Here is a 21,113-nt window from a genome sequence, read left to right as displayed (position 1 = left end):
TCCCTGTACTCCCGTACGCGGTGTATCAATCGGCCCGGTCGAATTGCCAGGGCCACCCGGCGAGGTTACCATAGCATCTAACACTTGTTAGTTAGATTGGAAAAACGAAGGAGCTTCCTCGGATGAGCAAGAGCAGCATGCTGCGTGACAAGGTTGCGGTGGTCACGGGCGCGGGACGCGGCATCGGACGCGACATCGCGCTGCTGATGGCCGCCGAGGGCGCCAAGGTGGTGGTCAACGACGTCGGCGCCTCGGTGAACGGCGAAGGCATGGACCGCGGGCCGGCGCAGCAGGTGGTCGACGAGATCAAGGCCGCAGGCGGCCAGGCGGTGGCGAACACCGACAGCGTGTCGGACCGTGCGTCCGCGGCGCGCATCATCGAGTGCGCCGCCGACACCTTCGGCAGCATCGACGTGGTGGTCAACAACGCCGGCATCCTGCGCGACCGCCTGATCTTCAACATGTCGCCGGAGGAATGGCACGCGGTGATCGACGTGCACCTGCACGGAAGCTTCTACGTCTCGCGCGCCGCGGCCCCGCACTTCAAGACGCAGCAGTCGGGCGCCTTCGTTAACATGACCTCGACCTCGGGCCTGATCGGCAACGTGGGCCAGGGCAACTACGCCGCTGCCAAGCTCGGCATCGCCGGGCTGTCGCGCTCGATCGCGCTGGACATGCAGCGCTACAAGGTGCGCTCCAACTGCATCGCGCCCTTCGCCTGGAGCCGCATGATCGGCTCCATCCCCACCGAGACGCCGGAGCAGAAGGCGCGGGTCGAGAAGCTCAAGCTGATGGAGACCGCCAAGATCGCGCCCATGGCCGCCTTCCTGGCGAGCGACGCCGCCCACGAGGTGACGGGACAGATCTTCGCGGTGCGCGCCAACGAGATCTTCCTGATGAGCCAGCCGCGCCCGATACGCGGCATGCACGCCGGCGAAGGCTGGACTCCGCAGAGCATCGCCGAGCGCGTGCTGCCCGCGATGCGGCCCGACTTCATTCCGCTCGAAAGCACCGCCGCCGTGTTCTCGTGGGACCCGATTTGAGGAGCGACGAGATGGCAATCGACTACGACAAGCTGATGGCATGGCCGTTCGAGGACGTGCACCAGCGCTACACCGAACGCGACACGATGCTGTATGCGCTCGGCATCGGCCTGGGCACCGACCCGCTGGACGAGACCGAGCTGCGCTTCGTCTACGAGAAGAACCTGCGCGTGCTGCCGACGATGGCGGTCGTGCTGGGCCACCCCGGCATGTGGATGAAGGACCCGCGCAGCGGCATCGACTGGGTGCGTCTGGTGCACGGCGAGCAGGGGCTGACGCTGCACAAGCCGCTACCGCCGGCGGGCGAGATCATTGGCCGCACGCGCATCACCGGCATCGTCGACAAGGGCGCCGGCAAGGGCATGCTCGTCTACTCCGAGCGCACGGTGCTGGACAGCGCCACCCAGGAGCCGCTCGCGACGATGACGGCGACCACCTTCTGCCGCGCCGACGGCGGCTTCGGCGGACCGACGGGCCCGGTGAAGGCGGTGCACGAACTGCCGACGCGCGCGCCGGACCGCAGCGTGGACTTCGCGACGAAGCCGCGTGCCGCGCTGATCTACCGCCTGTCGGGCGACTACAACCCGCTGCACGCCGAGCCGGCCATCGGCCGCGCGGCCGGCTTCGAGCGGCCCATCCTGCAAGGGCTCGCCACCTATGGCGTCGCCGGCTGGGCGGTGACCCGCGCGGTGTGCGACGGCGACCCGCAGGGCATCGCCAGCTTCGACGTGCGCTTCTCATCGCCGGTGTACCCGGGCGAGACCATCCGCACCCAGATGTGGGTCGACGGCAAGGTGGTGTCCTTCCGCGCCCGCGTGGTCGAACGCGACGTCGTCGTGCTCAACAACGGCCGCGCAACGCTGCGCTGAACCGCCCTCCCCCTTCCCATTCACGAAGAAATTGCGATGACCTACGACGAGTTCCAGTTCCTGAAGTTCGAGCACCGGGCCAACGGCGTCCTGCTCATCACCATCAACCGCCCCGAGGTGCTGAACGCGACCAACGCCCGCCTGCACTGGGAGCTGACCAAGGTGTGGGGCGTCGTTGCCGAGGACCCCAAGACGAAGGTCGCGATCATCACCGGCGCCGGCGACAAGGGCTTCTCGGCCGGGGGCGACCTCGACTGGGTGGCGAGCATGGTGCACGACGCCGGCGTGGTCGCCAACGTGCTGCAGGAAGCGGGCGACGTCGTCTACAACATGCTGGCCTGCGACAAGCCGATCATCTCGGCGATCAACGGCGTGGCCGTCGGCGCCGGCCTGGCGGTGGCGATGCTTGCCGACATCAGCATCATGGCCGAGGAGGCGCGCATCACCGACGGTCACGTGAAGCTCGGCGTCGCCGCAGGGGACCACGCGGCGATCTGCTGGCCGATGCTGTGCGGCATGGCCAAGGCCAAGTACTATCTGCTCACGGCGGAGTTCATCTCCGGCAAGGAAGCAGAGCGCATCGGGCTGGTGAGCCTGTGCGCGCCGCGCGCCGAGCTGATGGACAAGGCCTTCGCGGTGGCCGACAAGCTCGCCGCCGGCAGCCAGCAGGCGATCCGGCTGACTAAGCGCTCGCTCAACGGGTGGTTCAACCAGGCACGGCCTGTGTTCGAGAGCTCGCTCGCGATGGAGATGCTGTGCTTCATGGGCGAGGACGTGGCCGAGGGCGTGGCCGCGGTACGCGAGAAGCGCGCCCCCAAGTTCCCGTCGGCCAACCGCTGAGTCGGGGCACGCTGCCCCGCACCGGGGCAGCGTCGGGCGGCGGCCGCAGCGCCGCTCGGAGAATCACCGCGCGAGCGGCCCAAGGGGCCGCCCTCCGGTCAGCCGCGCATTTCCTGCGCGATGACCGTGCGCTGGATCTGCGAGGTGCCGGCGCCGATGGTCGACTGCATGCCTTCGCGGAAATAGCGCTCCATGTCGGACTCGGGCAGCGTGCCGTGCCCGCCCATGATCTGCATGCCCATGCGCGAGACGTTCTGCAGCGTCTCCGAGGCGAACAGCTTGGCCATGGAGACTTCCTTGCGGCAGTGCTGGCCCTTGGCCGCCATCTCGGCTGCGCGGTAGACCAGCAGGCGCGCGGCGTCGGTCTGCGTCTGCATGTCCGCGAGCATGTGCCGGATGACCTGGAACTCGAAGATCGGCTGCTTGAACTGCACCCGGTCCTTGGCATAGCGCAGCGCGTCGTCGACCGCGCCCTGGGCGTTGCCGGCGTAGCTGGCGGCCACCGCGATGCGCTCGAGCTGCAGGTGCTCGCCGGCGATGATGTTCCAGCCGTCGCCTTCCTTGCCGAGCAGTTGGTCGGCGGGGATCTTCACGTTGTCGAGGAAGATCTCGGTCGTCACCACCGAGCGCCGCGCCAGGGTCTTCAGCGGACGGATCGTCAGGCCCGGCGTGGTGTTCGGGATGATGAAGGCCGACAGCCCGTCCTTGCGCGCACCCTCCTTGGAGGTGCGCACCAGCATCAGGATCACCGCCCCGTCGTTGCCGGCGCCGCTGCACCACAGCTTCTGGCCGTTGAGCACATAGTGGTCGCCCTGGCGCTCAGCACGCGTCTGCACGTTAGCGACGTCGGAACCGGCGCCCGGCTCCGACATCGAGATCGGGAACTGGATCTCGCCGCGCATGAAGGGCGGCAGGTAGTTCTTCTTCTGCTCGGGCGTGCCGTGCAGCGCGAGGTTCATCGCGGTGTAGGTCGAGCCGGCGATGGCGACCGAGAAGTCCACGCCGTAACGCGACAGGCTCTCGCACATCAGCGCATACGAGAAGATGTCGCCGCCGTCGCCGCCGTCCGCTTCCGGGATCATCAGGCGATGCAGGCCGAGAGTGGCCGCCTTCTTGTACGCCTCGTACGGAAAGACGCGGTCCATGTCGCACTGCCGGATGTATTCGCGGCCGATCTCCTTGTCGACCCAGCGGTCGATGGAGGACTTCCACATCATCTGCTCTTCGCTGAGGAAATTCATTGGCTTGTGCCTCGCGGGACGTTGGTGATTCGTCGGGTTACCTAACGGTCGTTAGTCTACCACCATGGACGCGCCAATGGCGCCTCATCGACCTCTTCCATCGCCTCGGGGATCCAGCGCATGACGACAGGCGGCTCCGTGCCCACGTGGAAGGCCAGGCGGCGCTGGCGCAGCGATTCGTCGGCGACGGTGACGCGGTCGAAGCGCCGCAGGTGCGCCGCCCACGAGCCGTCGACCACCACCTCGAGGTAGCGGCCGGGCACACCGGCGTCGCGCAGCAGGGACCACGAGACGGCGCCCTGGCGCAATCGGCTGTGCCGGCTCTCACGCATCACCGCCCGGAAGGCTGCGGCCTGCGCCGGGTCGATGAGGTATTCGATGGTCAGCTTGACCGGGCCCTCGTCCATGCCGATGCGAGCCGCGGACGACGGCGGTGTCCACAGGCTCGAGGGCGTGAGGTCCTCGACGGCGGTGCCGTCGACCTTGAAGCGCAGCAGGAGCATCACCGACACCAGGCCGAAGGCCGCGGCGACCGACAGGCTGGTCTCGACGCCCGCCATGCCGGCGATCTGCCCCCCACACCACCCCGCCCGCTGCGCAACCGGCCATGATGACGACCTGGAAGATCGACATGCCGCGGGCGCGCACCCAGTCGGGCAGCGAGAACTGCGCGGCGATCATCAGCGGGTTGCTGACCGAGATCCAGCCCAGCCCGGCCGCCGCCATGGCCGGCGCGGCCACCCATGGGTTGGGCGCGAAAGCGACCACGAGCATGGCCGCGGACAGCAGCAGCGTGCCGTTGCGCACCATCTCATCCAGCGTCATCCAGCGGCGCAGCCGCGGGTTGGCCGCCACGCCGACGACGGCGCCCAGGCCCATGGTGGCGAGCAGCGCCGTGAAGGTGCCCGCGCCTCCGCCGTGCATGTGCTTGGCCACCAGCGGCAGCAGCGCGATCAGCGCCGTCGACTGGAAGAAGAACACGCACACACGCAGCAGCACCGTGCGCATGCGCTGCGAGTGCCCCACGTACTGCATCCCGGTACGCATCGCGCCCCACATCTGCTCGCCGGGCAGCGAGCGTGGCTTCGCGACGCGCTTCCAGCGCAGGATGAGCAGTGACGCTGCCAGCGACAGCGCCGCATTGAGCGCGAATACCCATGCGCTGCCCGCCGCGGCGATCACCGCACCGGCCACGGCGGGGCCGACGATGCGCGACACGTTCATCGCGATGCCGTTGAGCGCGAGCGCGGCTGGCAGCCTGGTGCGCGGCACCAGCTCGGGAATGATGGCGGCGAACACCGGCCAGCGCATAGCGAGGCCGACCCCGCTGGCGAACATCAGCGCCAGCAGCACCGGCGCCGTCATCCCGCCGGCCAAGGCCAGCGCGGCGGCGGTGGCCGCGACTGCCGCGAGCCACAGCTGCGTGACGATGAAATAGCGGCGCCTGTCGACGGTGTCGGCCAGGGCGCCGCTGGGCAGGCCCAGCAGGAACACCGGCAGCGTGGCGGCCGTCTGCACCAACGCCACCATCACCGGCGAGGTGGTCAGCGAGGTCATCATCCAAGCGCCGGCCACGTCGTGCATCCACATGCAAAGGTTCGACAGCAGCCAGGCCGTCCACAGCATGCGGAACACCGGGTGACGGAACGGCGCCCACGCCGATTCGTGCCCGGCTTGCGGGTCCGCTGCGGGCGGCTCGGCGGACAAGGGTCTCAGAACGGCTCTCCTGTAGGGCGGGTGATTGTCCGATGCGCGCCGAGCGGGGGCCCGGCGGTGTGCGAGCTGTCGCTAGGTAATACCCGCGGTTCATGTTCAGCTGTTCCCAACCTAACGGTTGTACGATAGGCTAACACTTTCATGCGCTAGCGCACACACGTCGACGGGTCCGGCGACCGTCGATCACCCCGGCCAAGGAGATCATGGACATGCGTGCCCTCAACCCCTTGTTCAGCTTGCTGTTCGCAGGCCTCGCCGCGGCGATCTCGCCCCCTGCCGCGGCGCAGGCCTATCCCTCCAAGCCCTTGCGCATGATCGTGCCGCAAGGTGCCGGAGGCAGCACCGACTCGCTCGCCCGCTCGCTGGCGAAGGCGATGAGCGACGCGCTCGGCCAGCAGGTGATCGTCGAGAACCGCGCGGGAGCCGGCGGCGTCCTGGGTGTCGACGCGGTGGCCAAGGCGCCAGCCGACGGCTACACGCTGCTGTTCGGCTCGAACACGACGATGGCGGCGAACACCTTCCTGTACAAGAACGTGCCCTTCGACCCGCTGAAGGACTTCGCCCCGATCTCGGCGGTCGCGAACGTGCAGTTCGCGCTGCTCGTCTCCTCCGCGGTGCCCGCCACCAGCGTGCCCGAGCTGGTGGCGCTGGCCAAGTCGCGGCCGGGGCGGCTCAACTACGGCTCCGGCACCGGCTCCGCCCTGCTGTGCATGGAGATTTTCAAGAGTGCCGCCGCGGTGGACATCACCAAGGTCCCGTACCGCAGCACGGCTCAGGCCCTGACCGACCTGCTCGGCGGGCAGATCCAGGTGGTGTGCGAACCGCTCACCACCTCGGTGCAGCACGTGAAGAGCGGCACGCTGCGCGCACTCGGCGTGATGAGCGCCAAGCGCTCCACGTTCCTGCCCGACTGGCCGACCGTCACCGAGGCCGGCGTGCGCGGCGCGGAATACGACGCGTGGACGGCGCTGTACCTGCCGGCCGGCACGCCCAAGGACATCCAGGCCAAGCTGGTCAGCGTGGTCAGCGAGATCCTGCGCAACCTCGCCTTCCAGGACAAGATCAAGGCCGACGCCTGGGAACTAATGCCGATCGGACCCGAACCCCTCGACCACCGCATGCGCACCGAAATGGATCGCCTGGCCAGGACGGTGAAGGCCGCGAACATCACGCCCGAATGACCCGCGCTTCCGATCTCCGGCGAACCCGGTTCGGCGTCCCCAGCAGCAAACCACCTTTTCGATGAGCGGCGCACTTTCCCACCTCCGGGTCCTCGACCTGTCCCGCATCCTGGCCGGCCCCTGGTGCACCCAGATGCTGGCCGACCTCGGTGCGGACGTCATCAAGATCGAGCGGCCCGCCGAGGGCGACGACTCGCGCCACTGGGGCCCGCCCTGGGTCGCCGACGACAGCGGCGACCCGACGCACGACTCCAGCTACTTCACCTCGGCCAACCGCAACAAGCGCTCGCTGGCGATCGACGTCGCGACGCCGGCCGGCCAGCAGCTGGTGCTTGACCTGGCCCGCCAGTGCGACGTGCTGGTCGAGAACTTCAAGGTCGGCGACCTCGACCGCTACGGGCTGAGCTACGACGACATCCGCGCGATCAACCCGGGCATCGTCTACTGCTCGATCACCGGCTACGGCCTCGACGGCCCCTACGCCAAGCGCCCCGGCTATGACTTCATGGCGCAGGGCGAAGGCGGCCTGATGAGCATCAACGGCCACCCCGACGACCAGCCGGGCGGCGGGCCGGTGAAGGTCGCGATCGCGGTGACGGACGTGCTGACCGGCCTGAACGCCACGGTGGCGATCCTGGCCGCGCTGGAGCACCGCCACCTCGACGGCAAGGGGCAGCGCATCGACATCGCGCTGCTCGACAGCATCGTGCACTTCGGCTCCAACCAGATCGTCGGCATGTTCGCCGACGGCAAGGTGCCTCGCCGCTGGGGCAACGAGCACCCAAACCTCGCGCCGTACCAGGTGTTCCGCTCGTCCGACGGCCACTTCATCGTCGGCACCGGCAACGACGCGCAGTACCGCCGCCTGTGCGCGGTGCTAGGCCGCGAGGAGCTGGGCACGGACCCGCGCTTTCGCACCGTCGCCGACCGCAACCGCAACCGCCCGATCCTGATCGAGCAGCTGCAGGCCGTGATGCAGACGAAGACGACCAAGCACTGGGTCGACCGGCTCGGTGAGGTCAACGTGCCGAGCGCGCCCATCAACGACTACCGGCAGGTGTTCGAGCACCCGCAGGTCCAGCACCGCAAGCTGCGCGTCGACCAACCGCACGGCGCGGGAGGCACCGCGTCGACGGTGGCCAACCCGATTCGCCTGTCGCAGACCCCGGTCGAGTACCGGCTGGCGCCGCCGCTGCTCGGCGAGCACAGCGCCGCCGTGTTGTCCGAGCTGCTGGGCAAGAGCCGCGCGGAGATCGAGGCGCTGGCACGCGACGGCGTCATCGGGCAGCCGCCGGGCAGCACCCGCGACAACGACCGCTGAGCGCGGCGGCTGCGACGTCGCCCGCTCCCCCGCACCGCTGCAGGAGTCAAGAAAACGATGGTCACCGCTTCATTGCGTCCCCCGAGTTCGGCCACGCCGCCGATCTCGGACGCGGAGCGCGAGGCGCGCCGCGAACTGGCGGCTTGCTACCGGCTGGCCGACCGCATGGGCTGGTCGGACCTGATCTCGGCCCACATCTCGCACCGCGTGCCGGGCCAGCCGGACCACTACCTGATCAACCCCTACGGCATGCTGTTCGACGAGATCACCGCCTCGTCGCTCATCAAGACCGACGCCCGCGGCACGCTGCTCAGCGAAAGCGACTACCCGCTGAACCCCGCGGTGCTGGTGATCCACGCGGCGATCCTCCAGGCGCGGCCTGACCTCAACTGCGTGATGCACCTGCACACGCGCGACGGCACCGCGGTGTCGATGCAGGAGCACGGGCTGCTGCCCGCCTCGCAGCACGCGCTCGTGGTGTGGGACAAGCTCTGCTATCACGAGTTCGAGGGCATCGCGCTGGACGACGAGGAGAAGCGCAGCCTGGTGCGTGACCTCGGCCCCGAGAAGAAGCTGATGCTGTTGCGCAACCACGGCACCCTCAGCTGCGGCCAGACGATGGGGGAGACCTTCATGCTGATGTACCAGCTGGAGCGCGCCTGCCGGATGCAGGTGGCGGCGCTCGCCGGCGACTCGCGCCTCCATCCGATTCCGGAGGCGGTGATCGCGAAGAGCGCCGAGCAGGGCAGGCAGATCTTCGGCAAGGACGGCTTCGTGCCGCTGGGCCGCAAGGAATGGGCGGCGCTGTTGCGCAAGCTGGACCGGGAAGATCCGAGTTACCGCGACTGACGGCGCCGCGTTCTGTCTCTAGACCAGATGCTCCACCGAACCCCGCCGCATCATCAGCTTCTCGGTGAATTCCAGGGCGACTTCGTCGCGCTGATTGAACACCCGCACACGCCCGAACATGATGCCGCGCTTGCCGTCCGACAGATTGGTCTTGTCCTCGACGGTGATCTCGGTGCGCAGCGTGTCGCCCGGGCGCACCGGCACCTTGAACAGGAAGTTGTTCAGCTCCAGCGCCGCAATGGTGGCCGGCCCGAGGATCTCTTCCATCATGCCCGCGGCGATCGCCGCGGTCAGCAGACCCGGGCAGATGCGGCCGCCGAACGGCGTGTGCTTCCGCGCGAATTCCTCGTTGATGAAGATCGGCAGCTTGAGGCCCGCCAAGCACGTGAAATTGACGATGTCGGTTTCCGTGACGGTGCGGCCGTAGCTCTTGTAGACATCCCCGACGGAAAGATCGTCGAGTGATCGATTGGACATACGTGTCTCCTTGCGCACAGCAAAAGTGATGAGGGGTCCCATCGTAGCAACGTGTTGTCATTTCGTCGCCAGTGAATGCGATGAATCGGCCTCCTCACTTGTAGGCAGTGCAAACCGATGAGCAAGGACTTGTTGAGCGGGCTTCGCGTGATCGACATGACGCGCATCCTGGCAGGGCCGCTGGCCTGCCAGACGCTGGCCGACTATGGCGCCGAGGTGATCAAGATCGAGCGCCCGGGCAGCGGCGACGACACGCGCACCATGGGCGGTCCGTGCCTGAAGGACGCGAACGGCGAAGCGACCCTGGAGTCGGTCACCTACCTCGCGTTCAACCGCAACAAGAAGTCCGTCACGCTGGACATCTCGCGCCCCGAAGCGCAGGAGATCGTGCGCAGGCTGGCGGCCACCGCCGACGTGCTGGTCGAGAACTACAAGGTCGGCACGCTGACGCGCTACGGCCTCGCCTACGAGGATCTCAAGCGGGTCAATCCGCGGCTGGTGTACTGCTCGATCACCGGCTTCGGCCAGACCGGCCCCTACAGCGCACGCGCCGGATACGACCCCATCTTCCAGGCGATGGGCGGCCTGATGAGCGTCACCGGCGAACGCGACGACCGCCCGGGCGGCGGCCCGATGCGCGTCGGTCTGCCGGTGGTCGACCTGGCCACCGCGATGCACGCGAGCTCGGCCATCCTCGCTGCGCTCCACCACCGCGACCGGATCTCGGGCGAGGGCCAGTACATCGACGCGTCTCTGCTCGACGTCGAGACCGCGATGATGTCGCACCTGCACATGACATACCTGCTCAGCGGTAAGGTGCCTCGCCGCTGGGGCAACGAGAGCCCTTTCCTCGCCCCCTACGAGGTGCTGTCGTGCCGGGGCGGTCAGATCATGGTCTCGGTAGGCAATGACGCGCAGTTTGCCAAGTTCTGCCAGGTGCTCGGCGCGCTGGAACTGGCGGCGGATCCGCGCTTCGCCGCCAACGCGCAGCGGGTGGCGAACCGAAAGCAGCTGGTCGCGGCGCTCGAGGAGCTTCTCGCCGCCCACGACAGTGCTCACTGGAGCGAGGCGCTGGAGAACGTGGGCGTCGGCTGCGGCCCGATCAACGACGCCGCGCAGGCGCTTGCCGATCCGCAGGTCAGGCACCGCGGCATGCAGATCGAGGTGCCGCATCCGGTGGCCGGGCGCATGCCGATGATCGCCAACCCGATGCGCTTTTCCGGCGTGGAGCTGGCGCACGTCGCGCCGCCCACGCTGGGCCAGCACAACCGCGAGGTCCTGCAGGGCCTGCTCGGTCTCGATGACGACGAACTCGCCGGCCTGGCCGCGCGCCAGATCGTCTAGCCCCTCCCAAAGCCGGCCTTGGAGAAGACCATGTACCCGTTCCGTCGGCTCGTCGCGCTGCCGCTGGCCCTGCTGATGCTCGCGATGCCGCCGATCGCCAGCGCGCAGGCCTACCCCAACAAGCCGATCCGCCTGATCGTGCCCTACCCGGCCGGCGGCGCCACCGACGTGATGGCGCGCGCCATCGCGACGAAGATGACCGCCGCGCTGTCGGTGCAGATGGTGGTGGAGAACCGCACCGGCGCGGGCGGCAACATCGCCGCCGCGGCGGCGGCCAAGTCGGCGCCCGACGGCTACACGCTGTTGTTCGGCGCCACCGGGCCGCTGGCCGTCAACCCGGCGCTCTACGACAAGCTGCCCTTCGACCCGATCAAGGACTTCACACCGATCAGTATGGTCGGCCTGATGCCGCTGTTCGTCACGGTCCCCGTGACGCTGCAGGCGAATTCACTCAAGGAGCTGGTGGCCCTGGCGAAGGCCAGGCCGGGCGCGCTGAGCTACGCCTCATCGGGGGTCGGCGGCACGACCCACCTGGCAATGGAGTTGCTGAAGACCCATGCCGGCGCGGAGATCACGCACGTGCCGTACAAGGGCACGGCGGCCGGCGTGGCCGACATGCTCGGCGGCAACATCCACGCGATGTTCGACGCGTGGCCCACCACCGGGCCGCACGTGCAGAGCGGCAAGCTGCGCTTTCTGGCGATCAGCACCGCGCAGCGCCTCGGCGCTCGAGCCTCAGGTGCCGACGGTGGCCGAATCGGGCTTCCCCGGCTTCGACCTCAGCGTGTGGTACGGGCTGCTCGCGCCAGCGGGCACGCCTGCCGAGATCATCGCCAAGCTCTCCGCCGAGACGGCGAGGGTCATGGCCTCGCCCGAACTGAAGGAACGCTTCGCCGCCCTCGGGATGGAGCCGCGCAGCAGCACCCCCGAGCAATTCGCAAGCCACATCCACAGCGAGACGGCCAAGTGGGCCAAGGTCGTGCGCGACTCCGGCGCCAAGGCCGAGTAGGCGCGTGCGCCCACCGCATCAGACAAAGAGAAGGAACACCATGAGCATCAGCGTCAGACGACTTTCGTACGGGATTGGCGCCGAGGTCCTCGGTGTCGACCTCAGGCGGCCGCTGCCCGGCGAGGACATCGCAACGATCCGCCGCGCGTGGGTCGACAACGGCATCCTGCTGCTGCGCGACCAGAACATCACGCCCGAGCAGCACATCGCGTTCAGCGCGCGCTTCGGCAAGCTCGACGACCACTCGGCGCTGTTCAAGTACCGCCATCCCCAGCACCCCGAGATCTTCATCGTCAGCACGAAGCCGAATGCCGACGGCAGCCCGTCGGACACGCGCGAGACCGGCGTCAACTGGCATTCCGACCTGTCGTACACGCTGCGCCCCGCGATGGGCTCGCTGCTGTATTGCCGCGAGATTCCCGACGTGGGCGGCGACACGCAGTTCGCGAACATGTTCCTCGCCTACCAGACGCTGTCCGAGGGCATGAAGAAGATGATCGAACCGCTGCAGGCGGTGCACGACTATGCCTGGGCGATACACGACACCGAGAAGGGCCGCGACTCGGCCAAGGCCGAGGCGCACAAGAAGGTCAACCCGCCGGTGAAGCAGCCGATGGTGCGCGTGCACCCCGAGACCGGCCGCAAGGCGCTGTACGTCAGCGAAGGCATCACCACTCACATCGCCGGCATGAACCACGACGAAAGCCGCGCGATCCTGAGCTACCTGTTCGAGCATTCAGTGCGGCCCGAAAACACCTACCGCCACCACTGGCGCCCGCAGGACCTGATCCTGTGGGACAACCGCTCGGTCATGCACAAGGCGCTGCGCGACCGGGTGCCGGGCACGCACCGCCACATGCACCGCACCACGGTGCTCGGCGAGCCCTCGGGCGAGCTGTACAAGGCCTAACACTGAACGGCACCGCGACAACAACGGAGACAAGCATGCGATCGATCCTCAAGACCCTGCTGGCCTGCGTGGCCGCCACCGCCGCCTCCCTCGCCTCGGCGCAGGCCGAGAACTATCCGGCCAAGCCCATCCGCTTCATCGTGCCCTACAGCCCCGGCGGCAGCACCAGCATGGTGGCCCGCCTGATCGGCGAGAAAATCACCGAGAACTGGCAGCAGCAGGTGCTGGTCGAGAACCGGCCCGGCGGCAGCACCATCATCGGCACGCAGGCCCTGGCCAAGTCGGTACCCGACGGCTACACGATCATGCTGGTTGTCAACTCGCACGCCGCGAACGGGCACCTGCTGAAGAACCTGCCCTACGACACGATGAACGACTTCGTGCCGGTGGCGACGCTGGTCAAGACCGAGCTGCTGCTGGACGTCACCCCGTCCGTGCCGGCGTCGACGCTGCCCGAGTTCATCTCGCTGATGAAGTCCAAGCCGGGGCAGTTCAACGTCGCCACCATCGGCGGCGGCGGCGTGACGCGGCTGATGACCGAGCTGTTCCTGATGGAGACGGGCACCAAGGCGGTCCACATCTCGTATCAGGGCACGCCGCCGATGCTGACCGACCTGATGAGCGGCCAGGTGCAGTTCATCTTCGACACGCCGGTGACCACGCTGCCCTTCGCCAAGGACAAGCGCGTGAGGCCGCTGGCGGTGACCGGGCCCAAGCGGCTCGCGGCCTTCCCCGACGTGCCGACCTTCACCGAGATGGGCATGCCGCAGATCGACATGAACGTGTGGTTCATGGTGATCGCGCCGGCCGGCACGCCGAAGCCGATCATCAACAAGCTCAACGCGGAGATCAACCGTGTCCTCTCGCTGCCCGACGTGAAGAACGTGCTGGCGCAGCAGATCATGGAGCCCTTCGTTTCGACGCCTGAAGAGTCGGACAAGATGCTGCGCGCCGTGTACGACCAGTACGGCAGGATCATCGCCAAGGCCGGCATCAAGCTCGAGCAGTGAGCGTCAGCCCAGTCCGCAACACCTCCAACAAGACCGGAGACCGTTCATGTTTGGCATTCGAACCCTCGCCCGTTTCGCGGCACTGCTCACGCTCGCCGCAACGGCACTGTCCGCGTCCGCGCAGACCTACCCCGACAAGCCGATCAAGCTCATCGTCCCCTACGCCACCGGCGGCTTCTCCGACGCGCTGGCCCGCCTGCTGGCGCAGAAGTTCACCGAGAGCCTGGGGCAGTCGGTGATCGTCGAGAACAGGCCAGGCGCGAGCACCATCCTCGGCGTCGGCGCGGCCGCGAAGGCACCGCCCGACGGCTACACGCTGCTGCTGGCGACCGGCGCGCTCACCATCAACCCGCACCTGTTCGCCAAGCTGCCCTACGACGCGGAGCGCGACTTCACGCCGATCGGCCGCGTCGTCGACCTGCCCTACGTGCTGGTGTCGCACCCGTCGCTGCCGGTCAACTCGTTCAAGGAGTTCGTCGCCTACGCCAAGTCGAACCCGGACAAGGTGAACTTCGGCACGCCGGGCAACGGCACCTCGCCGCACCTCGCAATGAAACTGCTCGAAGACGCGGCCGGCATCTCGGTTCAGAACGTCCATTACAAGGGCAACGGCCCGGCGCTGACTGACCTGGTCGGCGGGCAGATCCACCTGCTGCTCGACGGCCTGCAGCAGCCGCTGCCGTTCGTCACCGGCGGCAAGCTCAAGCTGCTGGCCACGGCGTCGCCGAAGCGCATGCCGAACCTGCCGGACGTGCCGGCCATCGCCGAAACGATCCCCGGCTTCGAGGCCTCGACCTGGTACCAGCTGCTGGCGCCCGCGGGCACGCCGGCGCCCATCATCGCCCGGCTCAACGCCGAGATCCAGAAGTTCACCCGGGACCCGGCGATGCGCGACAGGCTGTTCGCGCAAGGCGCGCTGATGCACCACAGCTCGCCGCAGGAACTCGCCGCCTACTCCAAGGCCGAGACCAAGCGCTGGGGCGAGATCATCTCGAAGGCCGGCATCAAGCTGGAGTGAGGCGCCGACCCCGATGCACCGCCGCCGCCTCGTCCTGCTCGCCGGCGCAAACGCCGCCGCCGCGCTCTCTCCTCTGCCTGCCTGGAGCGATACCTGGCCCAGCAAGCCCATCCGCATGATCGTGCCCTTCGCGCCCGGCGGCGCCACCGACGTGGTGGCGCGCCTGGTGGCCGAGCGCCTGTCCGTGGCCCTCGGCCAACCGGTGGCGCTCGACAACCGCGCCGGCGCCAACGGCATCATCGGCACCGATGCGGTGGCCAAGTCCGCTCCCGACGGCTACACGCTGCTGATGACCACCGGCGGGGCGCAGACCGTCTCGCCCAGCCTCTACCCGCTGCCCTACGACTCGATCAAGGACCTGGCGCCGATCAGCATGGTGGCCACGCTCGGCACGATGATCGTGGTGCACCCGTCGGTGCCGGCGAAGACGCTGCAGGAGTTCATCGCGCTGGCCAAGGCGAACCCCGGCAAGTACAACTACGCGACCGGCTCGAGCCTGATCAACCTGGTCGGCGAGACATTCAAGCTCGCCACCGGCACCGACATCGTGGCCATCCCGTACAAGGGCACGGCACCGCAGCTGTCGGCGGTGCTGGCCGGCGAGGCGGCCATGACCATCGACCCGTTCACCGCGGTGCAGCACGTGAAGAGCGGCAAGCTGCGTGCTTTGGCGGTGCTGTCGCCCAAGCGCTCGTCGCTGCTGCCGGAAGTGCCCACGCTGCAGGAGGCCGGCGTGTCCGGCGTCGAGCTCGACGCTTGGGCCGGCATGCTGGCGCCGGCCGGCACGCCCGCGCCGGTGATCAGGCGCCTGCATGCCGAGATCACCAAGATCGTCGCGACGCCCGACTTCCGCGAACGGCTTGCCGCGCTGAACTACGAGCCGGCGGGCACCACGCCGGAGCAGTTCATGCAGCTGATCGTCGCCGACACCGCCAAGTGGGCGAAGGCGGTAAAGGCGACCAACTTCAAGGTGCAATGACGATGTCGAAACGACGCGAGGCCCTGCTGGGTGGCGCCTGCATGCTGGCGGGCGTAGCGGCCCGGGCCGACACCTGGCCCTCCAAGCCGATCCGGCTGGTGATTCCGTTCGCGCCCGCCGGCGCGTCGGACGTGCTCGCGCGCATCGTCGCGCAGAAGCTGACCCAGTCACTGGGCCAGAGCGTGGTGCCCGACAACAAGGCCGGCGCCAACGGCATCCTCGGCACCGACGTGGTGGCCAAGTCGCCGCCCGACGGCTACACGCTGCTGATGACGGTCGGCAGCGCGCAGACGCTGGCGCCCAACCTCTACAAGCTGCCCTACGACGCGGAGAAGGACCTGGTGGCGATCAGCAACTTCGCGGCGCTGAACACGATGATCGTGGTGCACCCGTCGGTGCCGGCGAAGACGATCCAGGAGTTCATCGGGCTGGCCCAGGCCAACCCCGGCAAGTACGACTTCGCCGCCGGCACCAGCCTGATCCAGCTCGTCGGCGAGAGCTTCAAGAAGGCCACCGGCACCCACATCGTCGCGATCCCCTACAAGGGCACCGGACCCCAGCTCGCGGCGGTGCTCGCCGGCGAGGTGGCGATGACGATCGATCCGTTCACGGCCGTGCAGCAGGTCAAGGCCGGCAAGCTGCGCGCGCTGGCCGTGCTGTCGAACACGCGCTCGACCGTGCTGCCCGAAGTGCCGACGCTGGTCGAGGCCGGCGTGCGCGGCGTCGAGCTGAGCTCCTGGGTCGGCCTGATGGCGCCTGCCGGGACGCCGCGTCCGATCATCGACCGCCTGCATGCGGAGATGGTGAAGATCGTCGCGATGCCGGACGTGAAGGAGCGCCTGGCCGCGCTGAACTACGAGCCGGTCGGCGACACGCCCGAGCAATTCGCCGCGGCGATTGCCGCGGAGACGGCGCGCTGGGCGAGGATCGTCAAGGAGACCGGCTTCAAGGCGCAGTGAACGTCCGCGGCGACCCGCGCGCGCCATGCGCGCCGGTGCGGGTGCAGCATTCAGCCCGGCAGTTCCAGCATCGCCTTGGCGAGGATGTTGCGCTGGATCTCACTGGAACCGCCGTAGACGGTGGCCGGGCGCGATGCGAAGTACTGGTTCGCGGTGTGCATCTGCGTGCCGTCGGCCAGTACCGTCGGCACATCCAGCGTTGCACCCTCGGCGCCCACCTCGAGCAGCAGGTCGGTCACGCGCTGCATCGCCTCGGTGATCCAGATCTTCAGCATCGACACCTCGGCGCCCAGCTCGTCGCCGCGGCGCAGCACCTCGGCCATGCGCACGAACGACGCGCCCAGGTCCTCGACGTCGAGCCGCAGCTCGTCGTAGCGCGCGCGCATCGCCGGCTGCTCCAGCAGGCCGCGCGACTTCATCAGGCGGTGCAGCAGCTGCAGCGGGTACTTCGCGAGCCGCGGGTTGCCGATCATGATGCGCTCGCTGCCGAGCAGCGACTTGGCCATCGTCCAGCCGCGGTTGAGGCCGCCCACCAGGTTCTGCTTGGGCACCCGCACGTTGTCGAAGAAGACCTCGCAGAACTCCGAGCTGCCGGTGAGGTTGCGGATGCGCCGCACCGTGATGCCAGGGCTCTTCATGTCGGCGAGCAAGAAGCTGATGCCCTCCTGCTTCTTCGCCTGCGGGTCGGTGCGCACCAGCATGAAGATCATGTCGGCCTCGTGCGCGAACGAGGTCCAGATCTTGTGGCCGTTGACGACGAACTCGTCGCCGTCGAGCACGGCCTTGGTCCGCAGGCCCGCGAGGTCGGAGCCCGCCCCCGGTTCGGAATAGCCCTGGCACCAGCGCAGGTCGCCGGCCAGGATGCGCGGCAGGTAGTTGCGCTTCTGGTCCTCGGAGCCGTAGCGGATCAGCAGCGGCCCGAGCATCGTGATGCCCATGTTGGTGGCGATCGAGACGCCGTGGCGGTCGAACTCCTCGGCCATCGCGAGCTGGTCATAGGCCGACAGGCCCATGCCGCCGTGCTCGGTGGGCCAGCCCGGCGCGGCCCAGCCCTTCTCGGCCAGCTTGCGCTGCCACGACAGGGTGTCCTTGATGCCCATGCGCGTGGCCGGGAAGCGCCACTCGGGCGGGAAGTTCGCCGTCAGGAAGCTGCGCACCTCGCGGCGCAGCGGATCGCTGGACTCGACCTCCTCGCTTGGGTCGCCGGCACGCTCGCCGTAGCGGCGGCGGTGCGTCGACGCGTCGCCCAGCCAGGCGGCGAGCACCATCGCCCGCTTGAGGAACAGCCCGATGTTGCACTCGTCGGTGTAGCCGATGCCGCCTTGCAGCTGCACGCAGCCCTTGGCGACCTTCAATGCGGCGTCGGAGCAGCGCGCCTTGGCCTGGCTGGCGGCGAGCGCACGCTCGCCGGGGTCCTCGGCGGCGTCGAAGCGCTGCGCGCTCTGGCGCAACACGGCCCGCGACAGCTCCACCAGCACAAACATGTCGACCGCACGGTGCTGCAAGGCCTGGAAGCTGCCGATCGGCTTGCCGAACTGCTCACGCACCTTGATGTAGTCGACGGTGATCTCCAGCGCCCGCCCCATCACGCCGAGCAACTCGGCGCTGGCGGCGAGTCGGCCTTCGTCGAGCACCCGCTCGAGCGCAGCCGCCGCCACCTTCGCGCTCGCGACCACGGCACGCGCGGGCACCGCCTTCAGCGTCAGCTCGCTCCAGGTGCCGCCGTCGACGCGCGTCTGCGTGCTGATGGCCAGGCCCGGCGCATCGCGGTCCACCAGGTACAGCGCGCAGCCGTCGGCCGCAGCGGCCGACACGATGAAGGCGTCGGCGGTCTCGCCGATCGGCACGAAGCACTTGCGGCCGTCGAGCACGGCGCGGCCCTCGCGCTGCGTCGCCCGCGTGGCACTAGGTTGCACCGACTGGCTGCCGGCGGCTTCCTGCCAGGCGAGCGTCGGTGTCCAGTCGCCGGCGGCCAGGCGGGGCAGCCACTCCTGCTTCAGCGGCTCGTTGTCGCCGGCCAGCAGCGCGCCGCCGGCCAACAGCGCCGCCGCGGTCAGCGGCTCGGACGCGAGCGCGCGGCCGTGCTGCTCGAGCAGCAGCGCGAGCTGCGCGAAGCCGAGCTGCATCCCGCCGACGCTCTCGGGCAGCCGGCAGCCGGTCCAGCCCATCTCGGCCAGTTCGCGCCACGCGGCACGGTCGTAGCTCGGCGACTGGCCGCGCAGGTCGCGCACGCGGCGGTACTCGGGGTCGCGCGAGGAATAGGCAGCCGCGGCGTCGCGCACCATGCGCTCGTCGTCGCTCAGCGCGTCGATACGGGAACTCAGGTCGATCATCGAATCAACTCCATCAACGGGTCATGTCTTCGCCGGCCAGCCGGTCCCAGTCGAAGCGCGGCGGCTGCTTGGCCAGGAAGCGCTCGACGGCTTCCTGGTGGTAAGGCAGCGTCTTCACGGTCGAGGAGGCGAAGCCCTCCAACTCGCCCATCAGCCGCTCGTCGCTCTGGAACGACTGGTTGAGCAGCGTCTTCGTGACGCCGATGGTCTCTGTCGGCGCCTCGCGGAAACGGCCGGCGATCGCCATCGCGGCCGACATCAGCGATTCGGGTTCGTGGATCTCGAACACGATGCCCAGCGACTTCGCCTCGTCGGCATCGACCACGCGGCCGGTGAACATCAGCTCCTTGGCCTTGTGCAGCCCGACGGTGCGCGGCAGCAGGTAGATGGCGCTGAAGTCGGGCACCAGGCCGACGCGCACGAAGGCCTGGCAGAAGCGCGCGCGGGCGTGCAGACGATGAAGTCCGCCGCCAGCGCGAGGCTGAAGCCGGCGCCGTAGCAGACGCCGTCGACCGCCGCGATCACCGGCTTCTCCAGGCCGACGAACTGCGGCAGCCACGCCTGCACGTCGCGGATGGTGTTGCGCCCCTCGGACGGCGTGCGCGCAGTCACCGGCTTGCGCATGCCGGAGATGTCGCCGCCGCCGCAGAAGTTGTCGCCGGCGCCGGTGACGATCAGCGCCTTCAGCGACGCGTCGTGCGCGAGCTCCGGCATCAGCGAGGCCAGTTCGTCGCGCATCTGCACGCTGAGCGGGTTGCGCTGCCGCGGGCGGTTGAGCGTGAGCACGCCGATGCCGTCGCGCAGCTCGTACTGGATGGTTTCGTAGGTCATGCGGCCTCCTCAGGCAGGGTGGCGATCGATCTTCTTCCAGCCCAGCTCGTCCATGCCGAGCAGGTTCTTCTGGATGTTGGCGGAGCCTTCGCCGGTGCGCATCACGCGCGCGCAGGTGAAGTAGCGGAACACCGGGAACTCGCGCGCGAAGCCGAAGCCGCCGTGGATCTCGAGGCACTTCTCGGTGACGTTCATCACCGCCTCGCCGGCGAAGTACTTGGCGATCGACGCCTCGCGGCCGAAGGTCTCGCCCAGCTCGGCCTTGGCGGCCGCGCGGTAGATCAGCAGCCGCGCCGCCTCGGTTTGCGCCAGCATCTCGGCGATGGTGTGCTGCACCGCCTGGAACTCGCCGATCTTCTTGCCGAAGGCGACGCGGTCGTTGGCGTACTGCACCGCCATGTCCAGGCAGGCCTGCGCGATGCCGAGGCCGCGCGCCGGCACGCACACGCGGCCGTAGTGCAGCGTGCTCATCGCGAGCTTGAAGCCCTGGCCTTCCTCGCCGAGCAGGCTGTCGGCCGGGATCTCCACGTCCTGGAACGAGAGCTCGGCCGTGGGAATGCAGCGGGTGCCGATGTCGGCCTCGATCGCCTTGGCGCCGAAGCCGGCGAGGTCCTTGGTCTCGACCAGGAAGGCCGACACGCCGGCGTGCCCCTTGTCCGGATCGGTCTTGGCGAACAGCAGGATCAGGTCGGCCACCGAGCCCAGGGTGATCCACATCTTGCTGCCGTTCAGCACATAGCGGTCGCCCTTGCGCACCGCGCGCGTCCTCATGGCCGCGGCGTCGGAGCCGCCGCCGGGCTCGGTCAGCGCGAAGCAGCCGATGGTCTTGCCCGAAAGCAGCGCCGGCACGTACTTGCGCTTCTGCGCCTCGGTGCCGAAGCGGTAGATCGCCATCGGCACGTTGACGCCCTGGTTGTTGAAGGGCATGCCGCTCTCGATCGAGGCGCGCATCATCTCTTCCATGATGAGCACCTGGGCGACGAAGCCCATGCCGTTGCCGCCGTACTCCTCGGGAAACAGGCAGCCGAACATGCCGGCGGCCGCCATCTTCTCGATCAGGTCGCGGTGGAACACGCCCTCGGCCTCCCGCCGTCGCCAGTTCGGGGCGATCTCCTTGCGCGCGAAGTCCATGGCCATCTCGCGGGCGGCGGCCTGGTCGGGCGTGAGTCGGAAGTCCATGCGA

At 68.6% G+C, this 21,113-nt stretch carries 20 protein-coding genes and 2 pseudogenes; 14 read left to right on the top strand and 8 right to left on the bottom strand.

Features of this window, described 5'->3' with window-relative positions; genetic code table 11:
* Nucleotides 1-137 precede the first annotated feature (137 nt).
* Genes LRS07_RS09075 through LRS07_RS09065 form a run of 3 tightly spaced genes read left to right on the top strand, consistent with a single transcriptional unit; the run spans nucleotide 138 to nucleotide 2,752 of the window.
* Complete coding sequence (locus LRS07_RS09075; protein WP_260502080.1) at nucleotides 138-1,043, top strand: SDR family NAD(P)-dependent oxidoreductase; 906 nt, start codon at nucleotides 138-140, stop codon at nucleotides 1,041-1,043.
* Nucleotides 1,044-1,054: 11 nt separating this feature from the next.
* Nucleotides 1,055-1,912, top strand: coding sequence for a MaoC/PaaZ C-terminal domain-containing protein (locus LRS07_RS09070; RefSeq protein WP_260501603.1), 858 nt, complete (start codon nucleotides 1,055-1,057; stop codon nucleotides 1,910-1,912).
* 36 nt (nucleotides 1,913-1,948) lie between these two features.
* The gene (locus LRS07_RS09065) at nucleotides 1,949-2,752 is read left to right on the top strand and encodes an enoyl-CoA hydratase/isomerase family protein (RefSeq protein ID WP_260501602.1); all 804 of its coding nucleotides are present in this window, start codon (nucleotides 1,949-1,951) and stop codon (nucleotides 2,750-2,752) included.
* Nucleotides 2,753-2,850: 98 nt separating this feature from the next.
* Here the strand turns inward: LRS07_RS09065 and LRS07_RS09060 are convergent, their stop codons facing one another.
* From LRS07_RS09060 to LRS07_RS09050, 3 genes and pseudogenes are all read right to left on the bottom strand, one after another.
* Nucleotides 2,851-3,993 (bottom strand): acyl-CoA dehydrogenase family protein, encoded by a 1,143-nt coding sequence (locus LRS07_RS09060; protein ID WP_260501601.1) that lies wholly within the window; start codon nucleotides 3,991-3,993, stop codon nucleotides 2,851-2,853.
* A gap of 56 nt (nucleotides 3,994-4,049) precedes the next feature.
* Nucleotides 4,050-4,553: an MFS transporter gene (locus LRS07_RS09055; protein WP_260501600.1), complete on the bottom strand. Its 504-nt coding sequence runs from the start codon at nucleotides 4,551-4,553 to the stop codon at nucleotides 4,050-4,052.
* An 88-nt stretch (nucleotides 4,554-4,641) separates the two neighbouring features.
* A pseudogene (locus LRS07_RS09050) lies at nucleotides 4,642-5,619 on the bottom strand (MFS transporter); the annotation flags it as partial.
* A gap of 299 nt (nucleotides 5,620-5,918) precedes the next feature.
* On the opposite strand from LRS07_RS09050, the gene LRS07_RS09045 reads away from it, so the two are divergent.
* The 3 genes from LRS07_RS09045 (at nucleotide 5,919) to LRS07_RS09035 (ending at nucleotide 9,060) form a co-directional block, all read left to right on the top strand.
* On the top strand, nucleotides 5,919-6,890 hold the full coding sequence (locus LRS07_RS09045) for a Bug family tripartite tricarboxylate transporter substrate binding protein (RefSeq protein WP_260501599.1): 972 nt from the start codon (nucleotides 5,919-5,921) through the stop codon (nucleotides 6,888-6,890).
* Nucleotides 6,891-6,951: 61 nt separating this feature from the next.
* Nucleotides 6,952-8,211: a CaiB/BaiF CoA transferase family protein gene (locus tag LRS07_RS09040; RefSeq protein WP_260501598.1), complete on the top strand. Its 1,260-nt coding sequence runs from the start codon at nucleotides 6,952-6,954 to the stop codon at nucleotides 8,209-8,211.
* Between the two features lie 57 nt (nucleotides 8,212-8,268).
* A complete protein-coding gene (locus LRS07_RS09035; protein WP_260501597.1) occupies nucleotides 8,269-9,060 on the top strand; it encodes a class II aldolase/adducin family protein in 792 nt (263 codons plus the stop codon).
* Between the two features lie 18 nt (nucleotides 9,061-9,078).
* On the opposite strand, the gene LRS07_RS09030 is transcribed toward LRS07_RS09035, so the two are convergent.
* Entirely contained in the window at nucleotides 9,079-9,579 is a 501-nt protein-coding gene (locus LRS07_RS09030; RefSeq protein WP_260501596.1) for a MaoC family dehydratase, read from the bottom strand.
* A gap of 75 nt (nucleotides 9,580-9,654) precedes the next feature.
* Here LRS07_RS09030 and LRS07_RS09025 point away from each other — a divergent pair, with 75 nt between their 5' ends.
* The 8 genes and pseudogenes from LRS07_RS09025 to LRS07_RS08990 all read left to right on the top strand — a co-directional run bounded on the left by LRS07_RS09025 (nucleotide 9,655) and on the right by LRS07_RS08990 (nucleotide 16,766).
* Nucleotides 9,655-10,881, top strand: a complete 1,227-nt coding sequence (locus tag LRS07_RS09025; RefSeq protein WP_260501595.1) for a CaiB/BaiF CoA transferase family protein — start codon at nucleotides 9,655-9,657, stop codon at nucleotides 10,879-10,881.
* 30 nt (nucleotides 10,882-10,911) lie between these two features.
* Nucleotides 10,912-11,547: pseudogene (locus tag LRS07_RS09020) on the top strand (Bug family tripartite tricarboxylate transporter substrate binding protein); the annotation flags it as partial.
* Nucleotides 11,438-11,890, top strand: a complete 453-nt coding sequence (locus tag LRS07_RS09015) for a tripartite tricarboxylate transporter substrate-binding protein (RefSeq protein WP_260502079.1) — start codon at nucleotides 11,438-11,440, stop codon at nucleotides 11,888-11,890. The pseudogene LRS07_RS09020 and the gene LRS07_RS09015, both read left to right, overlap by 110 nt.
* Before the next feature lie 40 nt (nucleotides 11,891-11,930).
* Nucleotides 11,931-12,800 carry a TauD/TfdA dioxygenase family protein gene (locus LRS07_RS09010; RefSeq protein ID WP_260501594.1) on the top strand — a complete coding sequence of 290 codons (870 nt, stop codon included), beginning with the start codon at nucleotides 11,931-11,933 and terminating at the stop codon, nucleotides 12,798-12,800.
* Nucleotides 12,801-12,835: 35 nt separating this feature from the next.
* Nucleotides 12,836-13,810, top strand: coding sequence for a Bug family tripartite tricarboxylate transporter substrate binding protein (locus tag LRS07_RS09005; protein ID WP_260501593.1), 975 nt, complete (start codon nucleotides 12,836-12,838; stop codon nucleotides 13,808-13,810).
* Between the two features lie 46 nt (nucleotides 13,811-13,856).
* A complete protein-coding gene (locus LRS07_RS09000) occupies nucleotides 13,857-14,828 on the top strand; it encodes a tripartite tricarboxylate transporter substrate binding protein (protein ID WP_260501592.1) in 972 nt (323 codons plus the stop codon).
* 13 nt (nucleotides 14,829-14,841) lie between these two features.
* Nucleotides 14,842-15,807 (top strand): tripartite tricarboxylate transporter substrate binding protein, encoded by a 966-nt coding sequence (locus LRS07_RS08995; RefSeq protein ID WP_409450619.1) that lies wholly within the window; start codon nucleotides 14,842-14,844, stop codon nucleotides 15,805-15,807.
* Between the two features lie 2 nt (nucleotides 15,808-15,809).
* Entirely contained in the window at nucleotides 15,810-16,766 is a 957-nt protein-coding gene (locus LRS07_RS08990) for a Bug family tripartite tricarboxylate transporter substrate binding protein (RefSeq protein ID WP_260501590.1), read from the top strand.
* Nucleotides 16,767-16,816: 50 nt separating this feature from the next.
* On the opposite strand, the gene LRS07_RS08985 is transcribed toward LRS07_RS08990, so the two are convergent.
* The 4 genes from LRS07_RS08985 to LRS07_RS08975 are packed head-to-tail and all read right to left on the bottom strand — an operon-like array spanning nucleotide 16,817 to nucleotide 21,109.
* Nucleotides 16,817-19,099, bottom strand: coding sequence for an acyl-CoA dehydrogenase family protein (locus tag LRS07_RS08985; protein ID WP_260501589.1), 2,283 nt, complete (start codon nucleotides 19,097-19,099; stop codon nucleotides 16,817-16,819).
* 13 nt (nucleotides 19,100-19,112) lie between these two features.
* Nucleotides 19,113-19,505: an enoyl-CoA hydratase/isomerase family protein gene (locus LRS07_RS22000; protein WP_312028369.1), complete on the bottom strand. Its 393-nt coding sequence runs from the start codon at nucleotides 19,503-19,505 to the stop codon at nucleotides 19,113-19,115.
* Nucleotides 19,439-19,930 carry an enoyl-CoA hydratase/isomerase family protein gene (locus LRS07_RS21995; protein ID WP_312028368.1) on the bottom strand — a complete coding sequence of 164 codons (492 nt, stop codon included), beginning with the start codon at nucleotides 19,928-19,930 and terminating at the stop codon, nucleotides 19,439-19,441. The genes LRS07_RS22000 and LRS07_RS21995 overlap by 67 nt, the downstream gene beginning before the upstream one ends.
* Nucleotides 19,931-19,939: 9 nt before the next feature.
* Nucleotides 19,940-21,109: an acyl-CoA dehydrogenase family protein gene (locus LRS07_RS08975; RefSeq protein ID WP_260501588.1), complete on the bottom strand. Its 1,170-nt coding sequence runs from the start codon at nucleotides 21,107-21,109 to the stop codon at nucleotides 19,940-19,942.
* Between the last annotated feature and the right edge of the window lie 4 nt (nucleotides 21,110-21,113).

This window comes from Aquabacterium sp. J223, assembly GCF_024666615.1.
In the GTDB taxonomy this organism is placed as follows: Bacteria; Pseudomonadota; Gammaproteobacteria; order Burkholderiales; family Burkholderiaceae_C; genus J223.
Note: the sequence above shows the minus strand (reverse complement) of the source record. Positions and strands in the feature narration are given on the sequence as shown.

Coding starts and splice junctions, on each gene's coding strand:
- LRS07_RS08990 (WP_260501590.1), top strand. CDS start 15,810: ATGTCGAAACGACGCGAGGCCCTGCTGGGTGGCGCCTGCATGCTGGCG.
- LRS07_RS08975 (WP_260501588.1), bottom strand. CDS start 21,109: ATGGACTTCCGACTCACGCCCGACCAGGCCGCCGCCCGCGAGATGGCC.
- LRS07_RS09070 (WP_260501603.1), top strand. CDS start 1,055: ATGGCAATCGACTACGACAAGCTGATGGCATGGCCGTTCGAGGACGTG.
- LRS07_RS09025 (WP_260501595.1), top strand. CDS start 9,655: ATGAGCAAGGACTTGTTGAGCGGGCTTCGCGTGATCGACATGACGCGC.
- LRS07_RS08985 (WP_260501589.1), bottom strand. CDS start 19,099: ATGATCGACCTGAGTTCCCGTATCGACGCGCTGAGCGACGACGAGCGC.
- LRS07_RS09040 (WP_260501598.1), top strand. CDS start 6,952: ATGAGCGGCGCACTTTCCCACCTCCGGGTCCTCGACCTGTCCCGCATC.
- LRS07_RS09055 (WP_260501600.1), bottom strand. CDS start 4,553: ATGGCGGGCGTCGAGACCAGCCTGTCGGTCGCCGCGGCCTTCGGCCTG.
- LRS07_RS09015 (WP_260502079.1), top strand. CDS start 11,438: ATGCCGGCGCGGAGATCACGCACGTGCCGTACAAGGGCACGGCGGCCG.
- LRS07_RS09065 (WP_260501602.1), top strand. CDS start 1,949: ATGACCTACGACGAGTTCCAGTTCCTGAAGTTCGAGCACCGGGCCAAC.
- LRS07_RS21995 (WP_312028368.1), bottom strand. CDS start 19,930: ATGACCTACGAAACCATCCAGTACGAGCTGCGCGACGGCATCGGCGTG.
- LRS07_RS09075 (WP_260502080.1), top strand. CDS start 138: ATGCTGCGTGACAAGGTTGCGGTGGTCACGGGCGCGGGACGCGGCATC.
- LRS07_RS09060 (WP_260501601.1), bottom strand. CDS start 3,993: ATGAATTTCCTCAGCGAAGAGCAGATGATGTGGAAGTCCTCCATCGAC.
- LRS07_RS09030 (WP_260501596.1), bottom strand. CDS start 9,579: ATGGGACCCCTCATCACTTTTGCTGTGCGCAAGGAGACACGTATGTCC.
- LRS07_RS09035 (WP_260501597.1), top strand. CDS start 8,269: ATGGTCACCGCTTCATTGCGTCCCCCGAGTTCGGCCACGCCGCCGATC.
- LRS07_RS08995 (WP_409450619.1), top strand. CDS start 14,842: ATGCACCGCCGCCGCCTCGTCCTGCTCGCCGGCGCAAACGCCGCCGCC.
- LRS07_RS09010 (WP_260501594.1), top strand. CDS start 11,931: ATGAGCATCAGCGTCAGACGACTTTCGTACGGGATTGGCGCCGAGGTC.
- LRS07_RS09000 (WP_260501592.1), top strand. CDS start 13,857: ATGTTTGGCATTCGAACCCTCGCCCGTTTCGCGGCACTGCTCACGCTC.
- LRS07_RS09005 (WP_260501593.1), top strand. CDS start 12,836: ATGCGATCGATCCTCAAGACCCTGCTGGCCTGCGTGGCCGCCACCGCC.
- LRS07_RS09045 (WP_260501599.1), top strand. CDS start 5,919: ATGCGTGCCCTCAACCCCTTGTTCAGCTTGCTGTTCGCAGGCCTCGCC.